This is a genomic window from Photorhabdus heterorhabditis (assembly GCF_001280945.1).
Classification (GTDB): Bacteria; Pseudomonadota; Gammaproteobacteria; order Enterobacterales; family Enterobacteriaceae; genus Photorhabdus; species Photorhabdus heterorhabditis.
Map to the genome: position 1 here is coordinate 1 of NZ_LJCS01000116.1, position 4,758 is coordinate 4,758.

Below are 4,758 nucleotides of genomic sequence, written 5' to 3' on the forward strand. Positions count from 1 at the left end.
CTGAGTTGAGTAAGCTCACCGGCAAAGCCTGCTGCATCAATGACAGGGCATCATCCACCAGATGAATCGCCCCCCCCCGGGACAACGGCATCAGACATTCAAAAATCGACAGGTCGAAGTTCATCGATGTCGAGAAAAGTGTCTCCCGGCTTTCTTCCGCCGCAAACGCCTGCCGCGCCCAGCACAGGAAGTTCACCGTATTCCGGTGCTCAATCATCACCCCTTTGGGCACGCCGGTAGAACCAGAGGTATAAATCACATACGCCAGATGCCGTGGCGTCAACGCCGTTCTCTGTGGATTACGGTCTGGCTGCTCTGGCAGGGTATTCGGGTCAAGCACAATCAGGCCAGCAAGGGCTTCCTCACCCAGTGCGCCACATCCCGTACTGTCCGCCAGGACAATAACCGGGGCGGCATCAGTCAGAATATGAGCCAGACGCTCTCCCGGATAAGCCGGGTCCAGTGGCACATAAGCCCCACCGGCTTTCAGTACCGCCAACAGCGCCACCACCATGGCCGGGGAACGTGATACGCAAATCGCCACCCGCTGGTCTGGCTCCACGCCCAAGGCAATCAACTGATGAGCCAGCCGGTTGGCGTGGGCATTTAATTGCGCATAGCTAAGGGTCTGCGCTTCATACACTAACGCGGTTGCGTCCGGGGTCTTCTCCACCTGTTGTTCAAACAACTGATGAACACATAACGGGTCAGGATAGGGAGTTTCCGTCGCGTTCCACGATTTTAACAACAACGTACGCTCTGCTTCCGGTAGGATTTCCAATGCCCGAACAGGCATTTCCGGGGCTTGCTCCAGCGCTTCCACCAGACTTTCCAGCGCCTGCTGCATATAACCGCACAGGTTTTCCGGATCAAACGGTTGCACTGCCTGAGCGGTCAGCCCCAGCGATTCACCAAAATCCTCCACCGACAGCATAAACGGATAGTTGGTCCGCTCCTGTCCAACCAGAAATTCAATACCACTTATCAATTCATCTGACGTTTCCAGCAAGGCATTATGTCGATAGTTCAACAGACTACTAAAGAGTGGGATATCCCCCCGCACCCCACTGCAACGCTGGACTAGCGCCAGTGAAGCATGCTCATGCATCAATAATCCAGCCAGCCGGGTATGAGCAGCCTGTACGCTGTCCCGCACCGGGGTCTCATTGATATCCAGACGTAACGGCAGGGTATTGATAAACAGCCCCATGCCATTGTCGGTTCCTTCACCTGACGCCATCCGCCCAAACAACACCGTACCGAACACCACTTTCTCCTGACCACTGGTACGCGACAACACTTGCGCCCAGGCCAGATGACACAACGCCGCCAGACTGACGCCCAAATACCGGGCCTGACTACGCAGACGGTCATTCAGCTCAGGTGCTAGCATCCGTCGCGATTCTGTCACCTGTGAACCATCACGGTGCACCTCAGTCAAGCCAAACGGCAAGGTTGGCTCATCCACCTCCGCCAGCATGTCAGTAAAGAAACGGGTGTGTTCTTCCTGACTGACCCCTAACCGAGCCTCTGCCACCAGATTGCGGAACGGGACCGACGCGGGCAAGCTATTCCCTTGCCCGGCAAGGAATGCCTGTACTTCTCGGCTCATCACTTCCAGCGTGATATGGTCGCCAATCAGGTGATGCAGCAGTTGCAGCATAATCCAGCGGCCATCAGTCTCCTGAGCGACTACAAAGCGCAATAACGACGCCTGGCCCAAATCGAGACGATAATGACGGGGATTAAAACGTTGCGCCAATTGATCACAAACCGCCCCATCAGCCGGGTCCAGCGTCAATTCAGTCACTAACAAAGGTGCCTGACGCCAGACTACCTGAACCGGGACGGACAATCCTTCCCAGACAAAGGCGGTTCGCAGAATATCGTGGCGATCAACTACCTGCTCCACCGCCGCCAGATAACTATCCAGCAAAGTCCGGTCAGCAAAGGTTATCTGGTTGACTAACAAATACGGATCACCTTCGCTTGCCAACAAGTGGTGGAACAAAATCCCGTCCTGCAACGGCGACAACGCATAGATATCCTGAATATTGGCTATCCCACCCAGCACTTGACCGACGATACGGTCAATCTCTGACTGAGTTAAATCTATCAGCGGTAACATCTCTGGTGTCAATTCCGTGGTCATCGGCGTGATAACATTCGGCGGCACTATCACAGCCTGATGCTGCCCCAACGTTTGGGCCAGTTCAGACAACACCGGCGACTGGAACAGATCACGCACCGCCAGTGTCAATCCCTGATGACGCAAGCGTTCAATCATGCGTACCGCCAGCAGTGAATGGCCGCCTAGGGCAAAGAAATTATCGTGCCGGCTGATCTGGTCAATCCCCAGCAACTCACACCAAATCGCCGCTAACGCGATTTCCGTTTCTCCCTGCGGCGCTTCGTAAACCTGACGGGCAAACGCCCCACTGTCCGGTTCCGGGAGGGCGCGGCGATCCAGCTTACCGTTTGGCGTTAACGGGAATGCATCCAGCCGCACAAAGGCTGATGGCACCATATAATCCGGCAACAGGGCGCTCAGGTGGATACGCAGGCTATTGACCAGCTCCTCATGGGCCTCCGCCACCACATAAGCCACCAGCCGTTTCTCCTGCCCGTCACCCAACGCCAGCACCACACAGTCATTCACTGCGGGATGCTCCGCTAACCGCGCCTCAATTTCCCCCGGCTCTATTCGGAAACCGCGGATTTTAACCTGATGGTCGTTACGGCCCAAAAATTCCAGATTGCCATCCGGCAAGTAACGGGCCAGATCGCCGGTCCGGTACATCCGTGCATTCGGTTTATCACTGAACAAATCCGTCAGGAAACGTTCTGACGTCAACTCTGGCCGATTCAGATAGCCACGAGCGACAGCGACTCCCCCAATGTAAAGCTCACCAACAACCCCCCTTGGGACAGGTTTCCCGTGGGTATCGAGAATATAGATTCGGGTATTGGAAATCGGGCGACCAATCGGTACGTTATCGACAAAACCGCTCGGGTGATTAGTATCAAACACGCTACAACCCACGACAGTTTCGGTTGGGCCGTACTCGTTGATGATGCGTGATCCAAGCGATAATGTTCGCCAGAATGCCACTGTGGAACTGGGCAGAGCTTCCCCGCCCAAGACAAAGCAATGAGCAGGACATTTTTGTCCCGCTGTTTTCAATTCCTGACCTATTGCTGAGAGATGACCAGGAGTAATTTTAACCAGAGCGCCCGACTCCATTGACAGCAGTGCAGGGAGCAATTCAACCAATTCCTGCCCGTCACGGAGCAAGCGGATCTTACCGCCACACAATAAGGGCAGGTAAAGACTGGTGACCGTGGCATCAAAGGCTATCGGTGACGAAACGATACTATCGAATTGCCTTTCAGTCCGGTAATAACTCAGCGCCCATAGCAGGTAATTACAGACACCTCGATGTTCCAGCATCACGCCTTTCGGTATCCCTGTTGAACCGGAGGTATAAATCACATACGCCAAATGCCATGGCGTCAACGCCGCTATCTGGGGATTACTGTCCGGCTGCTCTGGCTGGGTATTCGGGTCAAGCACGATCAGGCCGGTCAGGGCTGTCTCACCCAGTGCGTCACATCCAGCACTGTCCGCCAGTAAGATAGCCGGAGCAGCATCGGTCAGAATATGGGCCAGACGTTCCCCCGGATAAGCCGGGTCCAGGGGCACATAAGCCCCACCAGCTTTCAGTACCGCCAATATTCCCACCACCATGGCCGGAGAACGTGATACGCAAATCGCCACCCGCTGATCAGGCTCTACGCCCAGAGCAATCAGCTGATGGGCCAGCCGGTTAGCGCGGCCATTCAATTGCGCATAACTGAGCATCTGCGCTTCATACTCTAACGCCGTCGCGTCCGGGGTTTTCTCCACCTGCTGTTCAAACAATTGGTGAACACACCACGGGTCAGGGTACGCCGTTTCCGTCGCATTCCAGGTTTCCAGTAACAACCTGCGCTCTGCCGGGGACAGGATATTGATTTCCCCGATCCGCTGTTGAGCATGAGCAGCCATCGCTTGCAGTACCGTGTGCAGATATCCCACCTGCCGTTCTATGGTCGGTTGATCAAACAGCGCGGTGGCATAACCCAGCGTACCCACAATCCCGCCCGCCTCTTCCGACAAGCTGAGATCAAGATCAAACTTGGCAACATCAAGGACCTGATCGACTGCTGATACATCCAGCCCCGGCAGTTTCCATTCCGTATTTTCATTGTTCTGCCAGGTAAACATCACCTGGAACAACGGCGTATGCGCCAGTCGGCGCGGCGGCTGCACGATTTCCACCACCTGCTCAAACGGTAAATCCTGATGCTCCTGTGCCGCTAAGGCGGTTTGCCGTACACGCGCCAGTAATTCCGTCACGGTCAGCTCACCCGATAAATCAATCCGCAACGCCAGCGTATTCACAAAGAACCCGATCAACGGTTCCACTTCCTGACGACTGCGACCGGCACTCGGCGTGCCTATCACCACATCTTCCTGACCTGACAGGCGCGACAAGACCATTGCCCAGGCGGACAACACTGTCATGAATAACGTGACACCGTGCTGTTCACTCAGGCGTTTCAGGGCGGTCGTTAACTCTGCATCCAAGACAACCGGCACGACATGTCCGGCAAACGACTGCTCAGGCGGACGGGGCCGGTCAGTAGGTAGATCCAGCAGAACCGGCGCGTCAGCCAGCATGGTGCGCCAATAGTCGGATTGAATCCGGGTACGTT

At 55.4% G+C, this 4,758-nt stretch carries 1 pseudogene; it reads right to left on the reverse strand.

The window, feature by feature from the left end:
• Nucleotides 1-4,744 (reverse strand): annotated as a pseudogene (locus AM629_RS20465) (amino acid adenylation domain-containing protein); the annotation flags it as partial.
• Nucleotides 4,745-4,758: the final 14 nt, after the last annotated feature.